Annotated in this window: 16 protein-coding genes; 10 read left to right on the top strand and 6 right to left on the bottom strand. The window is 70.8% G+C overall.

The genetic code is table 11. The features are described 5' to 3' along the window. Positions 1-17: 17 nt before the first annotated feature. The 3 genes from murC to ACFWXQ_RS09620 all read right to left on the bottom strand — a co-directional run bounded on the left by murC (position 18) and on the right by ACFWXQ_RS09620 (position 2,977). Positions 18-1,406 carry a UDP-N-acetylmuramate--L-alanine ligase gene (gene murC, locus ACFWXQ_RS09630; RefSeq protein WP_383937788.1) on the bottom strand — a complete coding sequence of 463 codons (1,389 nt, stop codon included), beginning with the start codon at positions 1,404-1,406 and terminating at the stop codon, positions 18-20. A gap of 144 nt (positions 1,407-1,550) precedes the next feature. Continuing rightward, entirely contained in the window at positions 1,551-2,024 is a 474-nt protein-coding gene (locus ACFWXQ_RS09625; RefSeq protein WP_190226942.1) for an indole-3-glycerol phosphate synthase, read from the bottom strand. Between the two features lie 134 nt (positions 2,025-2,158). After that, entirely contained in the window at positions 2,159-2,977 is an 819-nt protein-coding gene (locus ACFWXQ_RS09620; RefSeq protein WP_383937790.1) for a pyrimidine reductase family protein, read from the bottom strand. 37 nt (positions 2,978-3,014) lie between these two features. Between ACFWXQ_RS09620 and zapE the strand changes: the two genes are divergently transcribed. The 8 genes from zapE (at position 3,015) to ACFWXQ_RS09580 (ending at position 10,647) form a co-directional block, all read left to right on the top strand. Beyond that, positions 3,015-4,127 (top strand): cell division protein ZapE, encoded by a 1,113-nt coding sequence (gene zapE, locus ACFWXQ_RS09615; RefSeq protein WP_383937792.1) that lies wholly within the window; start codon positions 3,015-3,017, stop codon positions 4,125-4,127. Between the two features lie 175 nt (positions 4,128-4,302). Then, a complete protein-coding gene (locus ACFWXQ_RS09610; RefSeq protein ID WP_383937794.1) occupies positions 4,303-4,677 on the top strand; it encodes a hypothetical protein in 375 nt (124 codons plus the stop codon). Between the two features lie 155 nt (positions 4,678-4,832). Then, a complete protein-coding gene (locus tag ACFWXQ_RS09605; protein WP_383937796.1) occupies positions 4,833-5,423 on the top strand; it encodes a carbonic anhydrase in 591 nt (196 codons plus the stop codon). Positions 5,424-5,473: 50 nt separating this feature from the next. Beyond that, a complete protein-coding gene (locus ACFWXQ_RS09600) occupies positions 5,474-6,925 on the top strand; it encodes a SulP family inorganic anion transporter (protein WP_383937798.1) in 1,452 nt (483 codons plus the stop codon). A gap of 137 nt (positions 6,926-7,062) precedes the next feature. Then, positions 7,063-7,878, top strand: a complete 816-nt coding sequence (locus tag ACFWXQ_RS09595) for a slipin family protein (RefSeq protein ID WP_383937800.1) — start codon at positions 7,063-7,065, stop codon at positions 7,876-7,878. 97 nt (positions 7,879-7,975) lie between these two features. Then, positions 7,976-9,394, top strand: a complete 1,419-nt coding sequence (locus tag ACFWXQ_RS09590) for a PhoX family protein (RefSeq protein WP_383937802.1) — start codon at positions 7,976-7,978, stop codon at positions 9,392-9,394. A gap of 141 nt (positions 9,395-9,535) precedes the next feature. Then, positions 9,536-10,396 (top strand): aldo/keto reductase, encoded by an 861-nt coding sequence (locus ACFWXQ_RS09585; protein WP_383937804.1) that lies wholly within the window; start codon positions 9,536-9,538, stop codon positions 10,394-10,396. Between the two features lie 23 nt (positions 10,397-10,419). Further along, complete coding sequence (locus tag ACFWXQ_RS09580) at positions 10,420-10,647, top strand: hypothetical protein (RefSeq protein ID WP_383937806.1); 228 nt, start codon at positions 10,420-10,422, stop codon at positions 10,645-10,647. Here ACFWXQ_RS09580 and ACFWXQ_RS09575 read toward each other — a convergent pair. After that, a complete protein-coding gene (locus ACFWXQ_RS09575; RefSeq protein WP_383937821.1) occupies positions 10,589-10,783 on the bottom strand; it encodes a hypothetical protein in 195 nt (64 codons plus the stop codon). The two genes, ACFWXQ_RS09580 and ACFWXQ_RS09575, sit on opposite strands and share 59 nt — an antisense overlap. A gap of 106 nt (positions 10,784-10,889) precedes the next feature. Between ACFWXQ_RS09575 and ACFWXQ_RS09570 the strand changes: the two genes are divergently transcribed. Beyond that, complete coding sequence (locus ACFWXQ_RS09570; protein ID WP_383937808.1) at positions 10,890-11,669, top strand: peptidyl-tRNA hydrolase; 780 nt, start codon at positions 10,890-10,892, stop codon at positions 11,667-11,669. 29 nt (positions 11,670-11,698) lie between these two features. On the opposite strand, the gene ACFWXQ_RS09565 is transcribed toward ACFWXQ_RS09570, so the two are convergent. Both ACFWXQ_RS09565 and ACFWXQ_RS09560 read right to left on the bottom strand, forming a co-directional pair. Continuing rightward, a complete protein-coding gene (locus ACFWXQ_RS09565; RefSeq protein WP_383937810.1) occupies positions 11,699-12,571 on the bottom strand; it encodes a class I SAM-dependent methyltransferase in 873 nt (290 codons plus the stop codon). Positions 12,572-12,675: 104 nt separating this feature from the next. Continuing rightward, positions 12,676-13,275 carry a helix-turn-helix domain-containing protein gene (locus ACFWXQ_RS09560; protein WP_383937812.1) on the bottom strand — a complete coding sequence of 200 codons (600 nt, stop codon included), beginning with the start codon at positions 13,273-13,275 and terminating at the stop codon, positions 12,676-12,678. Positions 13,276-13,451: 176 nt separating this feature from the next. Between ACFWXQ_RS09560 and ACFWXQ_RS09555 the strand changes: the two genes are divergently transcribed. After that, positions 13,452-15,077 carry an MFS transporter gene (locus tag ACFWXQ_RS09555; protein ID WP_386267902.1) on the top strand — a complete coding sequence of 542 codons (1,626 nt, stop codon included), beginning with the start codon at positions 13,452-13,454 and terminating at the stop codon, positions 15,075-15,077. Positions 15,078-15,105: the final 28 nt, after the last annotated feature.

Genomic DNA, 15,105 nt, shown 5'->3' with positions numbered 1-15,105 from the left:
CCTCACTACAGGTACGGCTACTTCGACAGGCGGGCCAGGATCTCGGGTCCGAGGTCCGTCACGTCACCCGCGCCCATGGTGAGAACGAGATCACCGGGCTTCGCCATTCCCGCCACCACCGAGGGCACGTCCGCCTTGTCCTTCGCCGGCGTCACGTCCGCGCCCGCGGCCCGGGCGGCCTCGATGATCAGCTCGCTCGTGACGCCCGGGATCGGGTCCTCGCGGGCCGGGTAGATGTCCAGCACGACCGAGGCGTCCGCCAGGGCCAGGGAGTCGCCCATCTCCTTGCCCAGCTCCTGGGTGCGGGAGAACAGGTGGGGCTGGAAGACGACCAGGATGCGGCCGTCACCGGCGGCCGCCCGCATCGCCTCCAGGTCCGCGGTCATCTCCGTCGGGTGGTGCGCGTACGAGTCGATGACCTGCACGCCCGCCGCCTCGCCCTTCAGCTGGAGCCGCCGCTTCACACCCGTGTACGAGGCGATGGCCGGGGCCAGCTCCGCCGCCGGGATGCCGAGGGCCGCGCCCGCCGCCAGCGCCGCCACCGCGTTGTGCGCGTAGTGACGGCCCGGGACCGAGACCGTGAAGGTGAGCGGCGAGCCGTCCAGCTCGACGGTCACCTCGCTCTTCAGCCCCTGGGCGACCACGGACAGCACACGCACGTCCGCGTCCTCCGACTCGCCGTACGTCACCACCCTCACGTCCTCCGACAGCCGCCGGGTCAGTTCCCGAGCGCCCTCGTGGTCCGCGGTGATCACCAGGGTGCCGCCGGGCACGATCTTGTCCGCGAACGTCTCGAAGGACTCGTAGATCTCGTCCATGGAGGCGTAGTTGGCGTGGTGGTCCAGCTCCACGTTCAGCACGATCGCCACCTCGGGCGCGTACTTGTGGAAGCTGCGGTCCGACTCGTCGGCCTCGGCGACGAAGATCTCGCCCTCGCCGTGCAGGGCGTTGGAGCCGGGGGCGTCGAGGTCGCCGCCGATCGCGTACGAGGGGTTCAGGCCCAGGGTCGACAGGGAGACGGCCAGCATCGACGTCGTGGTCGTCTTGCCGTGGGTGCCCGCGACCGCGATCGGCCGCAGGCCGTCCATCAGGCGGGCGAGGGCGTCCGAGCGGTGGACGACCGGGATGCCCAGCTCGGCGGCGCGGGCCAGCTCCGGGTTGTCGGCGCGGATCGCGGACGACACGACCACGCAGGTCGCGTCGTCGGCGAGATGCCCGGCCGCGTGGCCGATGTGCACCGTCGCCCCCAGCGCGCGCAGGGCTTCGGCGGTCGCGGACTCCTTCGCGTCACTGCCCGCGACCTCCGCCCCGCGCTGCGCGAGAATCTTCGCGATCCCCGACATCCCGGCACCGCCGATCCCGATGAAGTGCGGTCGGTCCATGGCGGTGGGAAGACCGGGTGCCATACGTGTTACTCCCAGGACTCGGGTAGGACGGTGAGCGCGCCCAGCTTATTGGCTGCGGCATCCCGTGCCCCTTCAGGGGCGCGGGGAACTGCGCGACCAGCCCCCACGCGCCCGCACCCGAAACTCAGCCCCCCACAGCCCGACCTACGACTTACTGTGCGAGAACAGCTTCAAAACCGGCACCCCCACCTTGTGCCGAGCCCGCGAAGCCCAGTCCCGATGGAAGAACTCCTCCACGTAATGAGGATCGGTCAGCACGATGACCTCATCCGCATCGATCTCGTCCACGAGCCCCTTCAACGCATCCAGCGGATGATCCTCGATCAACCGCCCCTCCGCCGCGCTCCCCGCCGCCCGCAACGCCACCAGCGACACCTCCAGGGCCTTCTGCCCCTGCCCGACGGCCTCCTCGCCCTCGGGCGTCTCGTTCTCGCGCGCCGCTTCGTCCAGCTCGCCGAGCGCCACGTCGTCGATGGCCCGCAGCAGCCGGTCCGCCTGGTCGCCGCGGGGCTGGAGCAGCACATGGAAAGCGACGTCCTCGTCACCGTGCAAGCTGGTGACGAACTCCACGTCCGCGGACGTCAGGGCCTTCTCGATCATCAGTACGCTTGTGAACACGACAGGCGCCCTTCTCATCCGTGGGCCGTCCGTAGGCCCCTGCGGAAACCATCCTGCCCCGTAACCGCACGGGTACTGCGAGATTCAGTGTGCCCAGGGAAAGTCAAACGGAACGGGTGATTCCGTCTATTTGGTCAGGTCCGACGGTAACGGCTGAACAGGAACCCGGCCTCCTCCAGCAGAGACGTCAGCTCGAAGCGCCTCGGAACGGCCACCGGAGGGCCGCCTGCGATGCGTTGGGCGTCGCCCGCGGTGAGCATCGGGGACACCGTCAGACAGAGCTCGTCGAGCACCCCGGCGGCGACCAGCTGGCCGAGCAGCCGGGGCCCGCCCTCGGTCAGGAGCCGGTACAGACCCCGCTCGGCGAGCGCGCGTACGGCCCGGGCGGGGTCCACGCCCGTGCCGTCCCCGGCGGTCACGACCTGTGCGCCGGCCTTCTCGGCGGCGGCGATCCGGTCGGGGGCGGCCGCGGCGCCCGTGAGCACGAGCGTGGGGACCAGGGGCGAGGTGAAGAGCGGCAGCGAGAAGTCCAGGTCCAGGCTCGCGCTGACCACCGCGATCGCCGGGGCCGGGCCCTGCCCCGCCGCCTCCCGGAGCGCGGCGAAGTCCTCCCGCGCGCGGGCCGGGCGGTAACCCTCCTGGCGTACCGTTTCCGCACCGACCACCACCACGTCCGCGAGCCCCCGCAACGTACCGAAGATCCGCATGTCGGCAGCGCTGGAAATGGGCTGCGAACGCCCGTCGTGCTGGGCGGCGCCGTCGAGCGTGGACACCATGTTGGCCCGCAGCCACGGCTCCGGCCGTCCGGCGCCGGCGCCGGACGGATAGGCGTACGCCGCCGCCAGCTCCTCCAGCGCCCACTCGCGGTCGGCCCCCTCCGTACCGGCCGTACCGGGGGCCCCACCCGAGTCCCGGGCTGCTGTCTCATCGGTCACAGGGAACAGGCGTCGCATGCCGTGCAGTCTGGCACGGCCCGTACAGTGGGGAACCGTGTCGACCTCCCCCTCTGCCCCCGGTCTCGGTTCCATAGCCGATGCGGCCCCGTCGTCCCTGTGTGCTCGCGAGCCGCGTGTTCCGGCGGATCGGCTGGTCGCCGAGATGGTGCCGCCGCCGCGGTTCGACTCGGTCCGTTTCGATACGTACATTCCGGACCCGAACCAGCCCAGCCAGACCGAGGCCGTCCACGTGCTGGACGCCTTCGCGGCGGGTCTCGGCGGGGCGCAGGCCGCCGGCTCCGGCAAGCGCGGTTTCCTCGGCTTCGGCAAGAAGGCGGCGAAGGCCCCGGCCGGCCCCCGCGGTGTCTACCTCGACGGCGGCTACGGCGTCGGCAAGACGCACCTGCTCGCCTCCCTGTGGCACGCGACCCCCGCCGAGCCCTCCCTCAAGGCCTTCGGCACGTTCGTGGAGCTGACGAACCTGGTCGGCGCCCTCGGCTTCCAGCAGACCGTGCAGACGCTGAGCGGCCACCGGCTGCTCTGCATCGACGAGTTCGAGCTCGACGACCCCGGCGACACCGTCCTCGTGTCCAGCCTGCTCGGCCGGCTGGTCGAGGCGGGCGTGGCGCTCGCCGCGACCTCCAACACGCTGCCGGGCAAGCTCGGCGAGGGCCGCTTCGCCTCGGTCGACTTCCTGCGCGAGATCCAGGGCCTGTCGGCGCACTTCCGCTCGCTGCGCATCGACGGCGAGGACTACCGCCACCGCGGACTGCCCGAGGCCCCGGACCCGTACTCCGACGAGCAGGTCACGAAGGCCGCGTACGCGACGCCGGGCGCCTCCCTCGACGACTTCCCGCATCTGCTGGACCACCTGGCCCGGGTGCACCCCAGCCGGTACGGCGCGCTGACCGACGGGGTCACGGCGGTCTGCCTCACCGACGTCCAGCCGGTCCCGGACCAGTCGACCGCGCTGCGGCTCGTCGTCCTCGCCGACCGGCTGTACGACCGCGAGGTGCCGGTACTCGCCTCGGGGATGCCCTTCGACCGGCTGTTCAGCGAGGAGATGCTGAACGGCGGCTACCGCAAGAAGTACTTCCGCGCGATCTCCCGGCTCACGGCGCTGGCACGGGACGCGAAGGACCTCGTAGGGACGCCGAGGGCCTCGTGAAAGGCTGACCGAACCGCCGTTCCGCAGCCGGTTTCCGGCCTGCTTCCGATGCTCTTCGGCCCACTTCAGGCTCTCTTCAGGGTGAAACGTTAAGTTAACCCTGCAAACAACTTCACCCGTTAACGTTCATGTTGACGTGAGAGCACTTGACCTGAAGCCGGCCGGGAGGGGGCGCATGTTACGAGGTACGACGGCCCGGACCCTGTTCACCGTTCTCGCCGCCGTCCTGCTCGCCGTGCAGCTCTCCGCCCCCGCTTCGGCGTTCGCTTCCGCGCACGCGGCACCCGTCACGGGCCCCGAGAGCAAGGCCGAGTTCGTCACCTGTGGCGAGGCCCTGCACCCGGGCAGTCCGACGGGTCCCCTGCGGACCCGTGACCGGATCCGCGTCGCGGACCACGTCCCGCAGTCACCCGCGCGTCCACTGCTCTGCAAGGACCCCGCGACCTACCACGACGACCCGTCGCACCTGGCCGCTCCGGCGGTGCACCACCGTACGACGAGATCGTCGACAGCCCATTCCGCGGCGGCACTTCAAGTGTTCCGCTGCTGACCCGACCCCCACCGGGCACGAAGCGACTCCGACCTGACCCACCCTCACCACGCCACGTCCGCCGAGCGCGTCGACGTGGGGTCATGTCGCCGTACCCGCATGCGCTCCGTTTTGTACACCGACGCGCCCTGTGGCGCGCCAGGAGGAACTGACACATGCAGCCCCTCATCGATCACGCACGCTCCTTCCGCAAGCAGTCCGAGGACCGCCCGGAGGAGTTCGCCCGTCTCGCCGAAGGCCAGTCCCCGCAGGTCCTGTTCATCACCTGCTCCGACTCCCGGGTCGTCCCGGCCCTGATCACCGGAGCCCGGCCCGGTGAACTCTTCGAACTGCGCACGGCGGGCAACATCGTCCCCCCGCACACCTCCGCACAGCCCACCAGCGAGGCGGCCACCATCGAGTACGCGGTGGAGGTGCTCGGGGTCGCGGACATCGTCGTCTGCGGCCACTCCCACTGCGGTGCCGTCGGCGCGCTGGTACGCGGCGACGACCTGACCGCCGTACCCGCCGTACGCGACTGGCTCGCGCACTCCACTCCCCGGCCCGAAGGCGCCGTCGGGGACCCGGCCGTCACCGAGGCCGTGCAGAGCCACGTACTCACCCAGCTCCTGCGGCTGCGCTCCTACCCGTGCGTGGCCCGGCGTCTGACGAGTGGTCAACTCCGCCTGCACGGCTGGTTCTACGAGGTGCACACCGGCTCCGTCCTGGAGCACGACGCGCACACCGACACCTTCAAGGGGCTGTGAGCAACGCGATGGGCACCCCCACAAGCAACCGAACGAGTACAAGCAACCGAATGAAGTTCCCCCATCTGCGGCAGGACTTCGCCGCCTCGCTCGTCGTCTTCCTCGTCGCCCTGCCGTTGTGCGTGGGCGTCGCGGTGGCGTCGGGCGTGCCCGCCGAACTCGGCCTGGTCACCGGCATCGTGGGCGGCATCGTCACCGGTCTGCTGCCCGGCAGCAGCCTGCAGGTGTCGGGTCCTGCCGCGGGTCTGACCGTGCTGGTCTTCGAGGCGGTGCAGGAGTACGGACTGGCCGTGCTCGGAGTCATCGTGCTGGCCACCGGCCTCATCCAACTCGCCATGGGCGCCCTGAAGTTGGGGCGCTACTTCCGGGCCATCTCGGTGGCCGTCGTCGAGGGCATGCTGGCCGGGATCGGGCTCGTACTGATCGCCGGGCAGCTCTACTCGGTGGCGGGCGCGGAGGCACCCGCCTCGGGTCTGGGCAAGCTGGCCGGACTGCCGGGACTGGTCGCCGACTCCGCCGGGTCCGCCGAGGCACTGGCCTCGTTCGGACTCGGGGCCGGCACCATCGCCGTACTGGTGCTGTGGAAGCACCTGCCGAAGAAGGTGCGTACGGTGCCGGGGGCGCTCGGCGCGGTCGCGCTGGCCACACTCGTGACGCCGGCGTTCGGCCTGCCCGTGGCGACCGTCGAGGTGAAGGGTCTGCTCGGCTCGATCCAGCTGCCGGGCTTCGAGTCCCTCGGCGAACTGGCGAGCGTCGGCGTGCTCGGCACGGTGATGGCCTTCGTGCTGATCGCCTCGGCGGAGTCGCTGTTCAGCGCCGCCGCGGTGGACCGGCTGCACGACGGACCGCGTACCGAGTACGACAAGGAACTGATGGCGCAGGGCGCGGGCAACACGGTCTGCGGGCTGCTCGGCGCGCTGCCGATGACCGCGGTGATCGTGCGCAGCTCGGCGAACGTGCAGGCGGGCGCGCGGACGAAGGCGTCCCGGGTCATGCACGGTGTGTGGCTTCTGCTGTTCGCGGCGCTGCTGCCCGCCGTGCTCGCCTACATTCCGCTGCCGGCCCTCGCGGGCATCCTGGTGCACGCGGGCTGGAAGCTGATTCCGCTGCGCGGGATCGTGTCGCTGTGGCGCGAGCACCGGGGCGAGGCGCTGATCCTGATCGTCACGGCCGTGTCGATCGTCGCGATCAGCATGTTCGAGGGCGTCCTGATCGGGCTCGCCCTCGCGGTCGCCAAGACGGCCTGGGAGGCCTCGCACCTCAAGCTGGAGGTCATCGACAAGGGGGCGGGTCCCGTGCAGGCGTACCTGTCGGGCAACGCCACCTTCCTGCGGCTGCCGAAGATCCTCGACAACCTGGAGGCGCTGCCCCAGGACCGGCCGGTCGAGCTGGACCTGTCGGGGCTGCACCACCTGGACCACGCGTGCCGTACGGCCCTGGAGAACTGGGCCGAGCGGCACAGCGCGACGGGCACGGAGCCCGTGAAGGTCACGACCCCGTAGCCCCTCTGAGCAGGCAGGAACGGCCCGGGGCTCTGTCGAGCCCCGGGCCGTTCCGTTGCCGGAACCCGGGCGTATCGTTGAAATAGCCACATAAGCGGCGAATCGTTCGGCAGAGGGTGCGGAGGGCAGGGGGCGTCATGGTCGAGGAACTCCTGATCGCGGCGGCGACGGTCGCCTCCGCCGGGGTCGTGTACGTCGCGGCGGCGGCACGGATCGTCAAGCAGTACGAACGCGGAGTGGTCCTTCGGCTCGGGCGCCTGCGCGGAGAGCCGCGCACTCCGGGGTTCACGCTGGTGGTTCCCGGGGTCGACCGGCTGCACAAGGTGAACATGCAGATCGTGACGATGCCCGTGCCCGCGCAGGAGGGCATCACCCGGGACAACGTCACGGTGCGCGTGGACGCGGTCGTCTACTTCAAGGTGGTCGACGCGTCGAACGCGATCATCCGGGTCGAGGACTACCGCTTCGCGGTCTCGCAGATGGCGCAGACGTCACTGCGCTCGATCATCGGCAAGAGCGACCTCGACGACCTCCTGTCGAACCGCGAGAAGCTCAACCAGGGCCTGGAGCTGATGATCGACAGCCCGGCCGTGGACTGGGGCGTGTCCATCGACCGCGTCGAGATCAAGGACGTGTCGCTGCCGGAGACGATGAAACGGTCGATGGCCCGGCAGGCCGAGGCCGACCGTGAGCGCCGGGCGCGGATCATCAACGCCGACGCGGAACTCCAGGCGTCGAAGAAACTGGCGGAGGCCGCCGGCGTGATGTCCGAGCAGCCCGCCGCGCTCCAACTCCGGCTGCTGCAGACCGTGGTGGCGGTCGCCGCCGAGAAGAACTCGACGCTCGTGCTGCCGTTCCCGGTGGAGCTGCTGCGTTTCCTGGAGCGGGCACAGCAGCCGAACGAACTCCAGGGCCCAACTCCCCCGCCATCCGGGTCATCTGACGCCGCGTGAGAACGCCACGCTACGCGCGTGGTTCACGGGTCTGTTGCTGCGTGATACACACAGGCGGGTCACATTCTCCTGTCCGCCAACAGGAAGGTTTGTTCCCATGTCTGTTTCTCGCATGCCCGCAACACGACGCGAGGTGCTCGCCCGCTCCGGTGCCCTGGGAGTGGGCATCGCGTTCACCGGAGCCATGTCGGAGCTCTTCACCGGCACGGCCACCGCGCTGGGCCACACCGGATACGGCCCCCTGGTCCCCGACCCGGACGGCCTGCTGGATCTGCCCGAGGGTTTCCGCTACCGGGTGCTCTCCCGCGAGGGCGACCAACTGCGCTCCGGCGAGGGCCGGGTGCCGAGCAACCACGACGGCATGGCCGCGTTCGCCGGGCGGTCCGGCTCCGGCTCCGGCTCCGGCTCCGGCGACAGACACGGTCGCCGTGTTGTCCACCTGGTCCGCAACCACGAGAACCGCAACACCGCCCGCATCCCGGTCCCGACCGTCGAGGGTCTCACCTACGACCCGATGGGCAAGGGCGGCTGTACGTCGCTGACGGTCGACTCCCGCGGAAACGTACTCGACGAGCGGGTCGCGATCGCCGGTACGGCCGTCAACTGCGCGGGCGGGCCCACCCCTTGGGGCACCTGGCTCACCTGCGAGGAGACCGAGGACAGGGCCGGCACGAACGGCTACACCAAGGACCACGGTTTCATCTTCGAGGTCGACCCGGCGCATCCGCACCGCACGGGCGCGGTCCCCCTCACCGCGATGGGCCGCTTCCAGCACGAGGCGATCGCCGTCGACCCGAAGCGCGGCATCGTCTACGAGACCGAGGACGCCTTCGAGAGGCCCTTCGGTCTCTTCTACCGTTTCCTGCCCAACAAGCCCGAGGGCGGCCGCGGTTCGCTCCGCGCGGGCGGCCGGCTCCAGGCGATGCGCGTACCGGGCGTCCCCGACCTCTCCTCGATCCAGGAGACGGGCGCGGCCTTCGACCGCGTCGAGTGGGTCGACGTCCCGGACCCGCTCGCCGCCCGAACCGCCATCCGCTTCCAGGACTTCGGCCCCAAGGGCATCACCCACGCCCAGAAGCTGGAAGGCTGCTACTGGGGCGGCAAGTCCGTCTACTTCGTCTCGTCGTTCGCGCACAGCAGCGACGGCTCGGCCGCGGACCACTTCGGCCAGATCTGGCGGTACGACCCCGACGCCCGCCGGCTCACCCTGGTGATCGTCTTCGGCCCCGACACCGACGTACAGCTGCCCGGCGAGTCCCCCGACAACATCTGCCTCGCCCCCAGCGGCGGCCTGATGGTCTGCGAGGACGGCGGGGGCGTACAGCACGTGTACGGCGTGACGCGGCGCGGCGAGGTGTACGCGATGGCCCGCAACCGGCAGACCATTGGTACGCCGGAGGCGCCGGAGTGGGGCGAGTTCGCGGGCGTCACGTTCTCCCCCGACGGCAGAACGATGTACGTGAACTGCTACACCCCCGGGACGACGTTCGCGGTGACGGGCCCCTGGCGAAGGTAGTCCGCACGCGCCGAACCCCGGCGAGTCCGGCTCCGGATTCATCACCGGCACCGCTGAAAGCGATCGGATTCTCTTGTTGGACGGCTGAAAGGTCACGGTGGAGGCTGGGGCGTACCGAATGAATCCCCAGGAGGAACCTCCATGCAGACACGCACCGTCGGTGACGTCCAGGTCGGAGCTATCGGTCTGGGCGGTATGCCGATGTCCATCGAGGGGCGCCCCGACGAGCAGCGTTCGGTCGCGACCGTCCACGCCGCGCTGGAGGCCGGCGTGACGCTGATCGACACCGCGGACGCATATCACCGGGACGCCGACGAGGTCGGTCACAACGAGTCCCTCATCGCCCGCGCGGTGGCCGAGTACGGCGGCGACACTTCGGACGTGCTGATCGCGACCAAGGGCGGTCATCTGCGTCCCGGCGACGGTTCGTGGACGCTGAACGGCTCGCCGGAGTACCTGAAGAAGGCCTGCGACGCGTCGCTTGAGCGGCTCGGCGTCGAGGCCATCGGGCTCTACCAGTTCCACCGGCCGGACCCGCGCGTCCCCTACGAGGAGTCGGTCGGCGCGATCCGCGATCTGCTGGACGCGGGCAAGATCCGCTTCGCAGGTATCTCCAACGCCGGCCCCGACCGGATCCGGCTGGCCAACGAGATCCTCGGCGGCCGGCTGGTGAGCGTGCAGAACCAGTTCTCGCCCGCCTTCCGTTCCAGCGAGCCCGAGTTGGAGCTCTGCGCGGAACTCGGCATCGCCTTCCTGCCGTGGAGCCCACTGGGCGGCATCTCGAACGCCGGCGCGCTGGGTTCGCGGTACGCCGCGTTCGCGGACGTGGCCCGGACCCACGGCGTGAGCCCCCAGCAGGTCTGCCTCGCCTGGATGCTCGCGAAGGCCCCGGTCGTCATCCCGATCCCGGGCTCCTCCCGCCCCGAAACCATCCGCGACTCGGTCGCGGCGACAGAACTGAAGCTGTCCGCGGAGGAGCAGTCACGCCTCGACGCGGCGTGAGGGGGCCGACCTACCCTGAAACCATGAGTGACAGTTACGGCCCCGAACACCCCGCGCCCCCGAAGGGGCGCGGGGAACTGCGCGCCCAGCCCCCACCGACCGGCACATCACCCACCGACCTCCCCCCGGAGGGCGTCGCCGAGTGCGTACTCTGCCAAAAACCCACCGAGTACCCGGAGTCCTACAGGGGCATCACCCTGTGCCCTGTCTGCGAATGGCAGGAGGCACAGCGCACAGCCTGCTCCGGGTAAGGCCATCAACCCGACGGTTGATCAGCCTCGGCGGGTGGTCGTCGAGGACGAGAAGTTCCGGTTCGGCGAGCAGGGCCTGGGCGACCGTGACCTTCTGGCTGCTGCTCACGCCCTCCAGCAGCAACTCGCGATTCATCCGCCCCATCCTCGCGCGGACGTTCGCGCGAGCGGGGAGGAAGCAGAGGAACCGGCCAGGGGAACTGGTCAAAGGAACCGATCTTCCGCCTGGCAGACTGGAAGGCGTGAGCAGCGACCAGACGACCGCCTCCGGTGCCGACGCAGCGGAGACCCCGCAGGACAGCCCCTTCCGGCACGAGCGGACCGCCCGCGACGAGGCACCGCAGTACGTGCTGCCCCTGGTCGTCCGTATCGAGCGGAACGAACCGCCGGGGCGTACGGACGCGCTGGAGACGGCGGCACGTGCCGTCCTGGTGATGCTCAGCGACGAGCGGTCGCTGGGCGACGGGGAGTGGGCGCAGGCGATGCGGGACTGGCAGGACGCCCGGATCCGCAAGGTCGTCCGGCGGGCGCGCGGCGCCGAGTGGCGGCGGGCGGAGGCGCTGCCCGGCCTCACCGTCACCGGAAAGTCGGCCGAGGTCCGGGTCTTCCCGCCGGTCCCGCTCGACGGCTGGCCCAAGGACCTGGCACGTCTCCAGGTCTCCGGCACGGACCTGGACGACCCGGAACCGCCGGGGGACGCCGACCCGGCTGCGCCCGTGCTCTGGATGAACCCGGACCTGGAGATGTCGGCCGGCAAGTCGATGGCCCAGGCGGGCCACGGTGCCCAACTGGCCTGGTGGGAGCTGTCGGACGAGGACCGTGCGGCCTGGCGCGAGGCGGGCTTCCCCCTCACGGTCCGCACGGCCGATCCCGCCCGGTGGGCCGAACTCACCACGAGCGGGCTGCCGTTGGTGCGCGACGCGGGCTTCACGGAGATCGCGCCGGGTACGACCGTCGCCGTCGAGGGATACGACCGCGTCGGCGCCCTCCGACCGGACCACGTGCGCCGGCCGGCCGACTAGAACGCTCGCGTCCCCACGGACAGTAAGGGTCAGGTGCGGCGGGCCGCCCACACCGTGCGCTCGGTGCGCACGCCGAGGTCGGTGCGGCGCAGGACACTGTGCGGGCCGCCGGTGTCGAGGAGCCGGTCGAGAGCGGTCAGGTCCTCGGACGTCAGGGCGGACGCGACCCTGGCGCGCATGCGGCGAAGACTGCTGAGCGCGTAGCGGCCCACTGCGTCCGTGTGGGCCGGGCCGATGTCGACCGCGACCGTGCGTTCGTCCTCGACCGTGAAGCCGGCTTCCGTCAGCTTGGTTCCCCAGTCGGCGCCGCGGTGAGGTATCTGCTCGGCGTGGTGGTGATCGAGTGCGGCATGGCAGCGCTCCTCAAGGCCGGGAGCCTCTTCCGGGGCGCCCGCGGGCAGGAACCGGGGGAAGCCGGCCAGTTCGACGACGGCGAACAGCCCGCCCGGTGCCAGCAGGCCGTGCACCTGGCGCAGGGTCCGGTCGGGGTCGGACATGTGGTGCATGGAGGCCGATGCCCAGACCAGCTCCGGGGTGCCGAGGCCGGGCCACGCCGTCGCGTCGAGGTCGGCCTGCACGATGCGCAGGCGGCCGCCCGCTCCGGCCGCGTCTGCTTTCGCCGACAGGCGCCGCAGGTGGGCGGCCGAGACGTCGACCGCCGTCACCTCTGCCCCGGGAAAGCGATCGAGCAGAGCGAGGCTGCCGGCTCCGGTCCCGCAGCCCAGATCCACGATGCGGCGGGGGCCGGTCCCGACGGGCAGCCAGGCGGTGATGGACGCGATGTGTTCGGCGAGTACTTCCGCGTCCAGGTCGAGGATCTCCGAGTGGTCGCCTGCGTCGTGCTCGTGCCCGTGCTCGTCCTCGTGGACATGACTCGCTGTGTGCGGGGAGGGGTGGGTCATGCGGCCACGCTAGGCGGGCCGTTCGCGTGTGACCTGGTGACTTCCGGAATGCGCAAGACGATGACCGGCTGAGCTGCGGGACACGCAAACGGTCGCAGCCGCAGTCACAATGACGGCGGCGGACGGTCCGCCTTCCCCGCGTCCTCGACGCGCTGGTGGCCACGACGGGCATCGCGGTCGAAGATGCCGAGGATCTCGCACGGTCCTCCCTCGGCGCCGATGGCGTGCGGGAGCATCGTGGTGAACTCCGCCGCCTGGTTGGTCTCGATCCGCAGACGCCGGTTGCCCAGGAGCAGGATCGCGGTGCCGGAGAGGACGACGAGCCATTCGCGGCCCGGGTGGGCGCGCATCCGCGCGGGGTTGTCGGGCGGCGGGTCGGTCATGCGCTGGCGTACGACGGTCATGCCGGGGTCCGCCTTGATGGGCCAGCGCATCAGCCCGTGGGACGCGTCGATCATCGGGTTGGAGATGACGTCGTCCGTGGCGGTCTCGACCAGTTGGTCGAGGGAGGTGTCCAGGGCGCGGGCCAGGGTGACGAGCTGGTCCAGGGCAAGACGGCGCTGACCGGTCTCGATACGGCTGAGCGTGGACTGGCTGACCTGGGCACGGGTGGCCAGCTCCTCCAGGGACCAGCCCTGGGCCACGCGGAGGGCACGGATGCGCTTGCGTACCAGGCTGTCCAGCTCGCCATTGTCTTGCGTCATAGGCAACATCGTATGCCCCGACAGCAAGAAGCGCTTAACGTCGTTCCTGTCCGGCCCCGCAGCCCGCAAGGGCTGGGCCCATCCCTGTCACCCCTCGCCCTGGCGCTCCGGCGCCCATATCCGCACGCCCTGCTGAACCGATATCCGCATGCCCTCTTGAGAATCCCGAGGAATCCATGAGTACGAACCAGGCTCCCGAAGCGAGCCCCGACCCGAGCGGCCCAGGCACCCCAAAAGCTCCCGGCGAGGGCGTACCCGACGCTCGTCAACGTCGCACGATCCTGATCGCCGTCTGTGTCGCGCTGATGGCCGTCATCGCCTCGGTGTCCGGGCTCAACGTCGCCCAGCCCGATCTCGCCGTCGCCTTCGACGCCTCCCAGAGCACGGTCCTGTGGATCATCAACATCTACACGCTGAGCCTGGCCGCGCTCCTGTTGCCGCTGGGCGCGACCGGCGACCGGTTCGGCCGCAAGCCCATGCTGCTCACCGGCCTGACCGTGTTCGGCGTCGCAAGTGCGGTCGCGGGTCTGGCCCAGTCGACCGAGGTCATGCTCGCCGCCCGGCTGCTCAGCGGAGTGGGCGCGGCGATGATCATGCCGATCACCCTCGCCGTCATCACCTCGACGTTCCCCAAGGAGGAACGGGGACGGGCGATCGGCGTGTGGACCGGTGTGGCCGGTGGCGGCGGCATCCTGGGCATGTTCCTCTCGGCCGCCCTGGTCGACGCGGTGAGCTGGCGGTGGCTGTTCGTCCTGCCCATCGCACTCGTCGTGGTCGCCCTCGCCATGACGCTGCGGTCCGTCCCCAACTCCCGTGAGAGGTCCGGGCACGCCTTCGACACCGTCGGCGCGCTGACGTCGGCCGTCGCGGTGGTCGGGCTCATCTTCGTCCTCCAGGAAGGTCCCGAGCGCGGCTGGACCGCCCCCGCGACCCTGACCGGCCTGGTCGTCGGTGCCGTCGCCGCCATCGGCTTCGTAACGTGGGAACTGCGCCGTCGGGATGCCGCACTCCTGGACGTACGCCTGTTCCGTGAGCGCGGTCTGGCGGGGGGCTCGATCACGCTTCTGGTGGTCTTCGGGGTCCAGGCGGGCATCTTCGTGGTCCTCTTCCCGTTCTTCCAGGCCGTTCTCGGCTGGTCGGGGCTGCTGTCCACGCTGGCGCTGATGCCCATGGCCGTCATGATGATGATGGCCTCCGGCCTCGCCCCGCTGCTGGCCGCGCGGGTCGGCGCCCGGGCGACCATGGCCACCGGCATCCTCCTGGCCGGTGCCGGTCTGGCGCTCATGGCCGCCGTCGTCTCCGTCGAGGGCGGCTATCCGTCCGTGCTTCCCGGGATGCTCGCCATGGGCGTCGGCATGGGTCTGTCGATGACGCCGTCCACCGAGGCCATCACCAGTGCCCTCCCGCGGGAGCGCCAGGGCGTCGCGTCCGCGCTCAACGACGTCACCCGGGAGTTCGGCACCGCGCTCGGCGTCGCCCTGCTCGGAGCGCTCCTGTCCGCCGGTTACCGGGGCGCCATCGGCTCCCGGCTCGCCGGCGTTCCCGAGGGTCCGGCCGACACCGCGCGCGAAGGTGTCGCCAACGCCCTGGATGCCGCACCCCTGGCCGGCGCCCATGGGGAGGCGCTGGTCCGTGCCGCCCGGGAGTCGTTCGTCGACGGCTGGCAGAACGCCATGTGGGCAGGGGTCGCCGTCATGGCCGTCCTCTTCGTCCACGTCCTCGCCCAGGGACCGCGGCAGACCACGGGCGCACCCGGCGTACCCGCGAACAGACCGGAACCGGCCGAGGCGACCGCCCCGTAACCCCGGACCACCGGCAGAAGCCCGCCGG

Origin of the sequence: Streptomyces sp. NPDC058697, assembly GCF_042715345.1 — a bacterium.
Lineage (GTDB): Bacteria > Actinomycetota > Actinomycetes > Streptomycetales > Streptomycetaceae > Streptomyces > Streptomyces liliifuscus.
The sequence above is the reverse complement of the archived record's forward strand: the minus strand, read 5'-3'. Positions and strand labels throughout refer to the sequence as shown.